This is a genomic window from Arthrobacter sp. GW460-12-1-14-TSB2 (assembly GCF_059423525.1).
Genome location: NZ_JBWKYC010000019.1, coordinates 52,244 through 52,550, shown reverse-complemented (window position 1 = coordinate 52,550; position 307 = coordinate 52,244). Strand labels below are relative to the sequence as shown.

Sequence of the window (307 nt, the reverse complement as noted above, 5' to 3'; positions counted from 1 at the left end):
CCCCCCCCCCCCCCCCCCCCCCCCCCCCCCGACTCCGTTAGTCAGCCATGTTCACGGCTGGAGACACACTTGCATGGTTACAGGAGGCCGCTTCCGCCGTCGTTCACAACCGAACCCTCAGACACCGCCGAAGCCGCAGCATCCAAGCTGGCGTCGGCATCCAAGTTCAGGCCCAGGCCTGCGTTCAGGTCCGAAACAACACTGTCCTCAGTGGAACCCTCACTCCAGGTGCCGTGGCCGTCGTTCACAACTGAACTCTCAGACACCGCGGAGGCCGCAGCATCCAGGCTGGCGTCGGCATCCAGGT

General features: G+C 65.5%; 1 protein-coding gene. It reads right to left on the bottom strand.

What is annotated here, in order from left to right; genetic code table 11:
- Positions 1-77 precede the first annotated feature (77 nt).
- Positions 78-307: hypothetical protein (locus tag AC07YR_RS19055; protein WP_494734887.1), on the bottom strand; the 230-nt coding region annotated here is incomplete at its 5' end.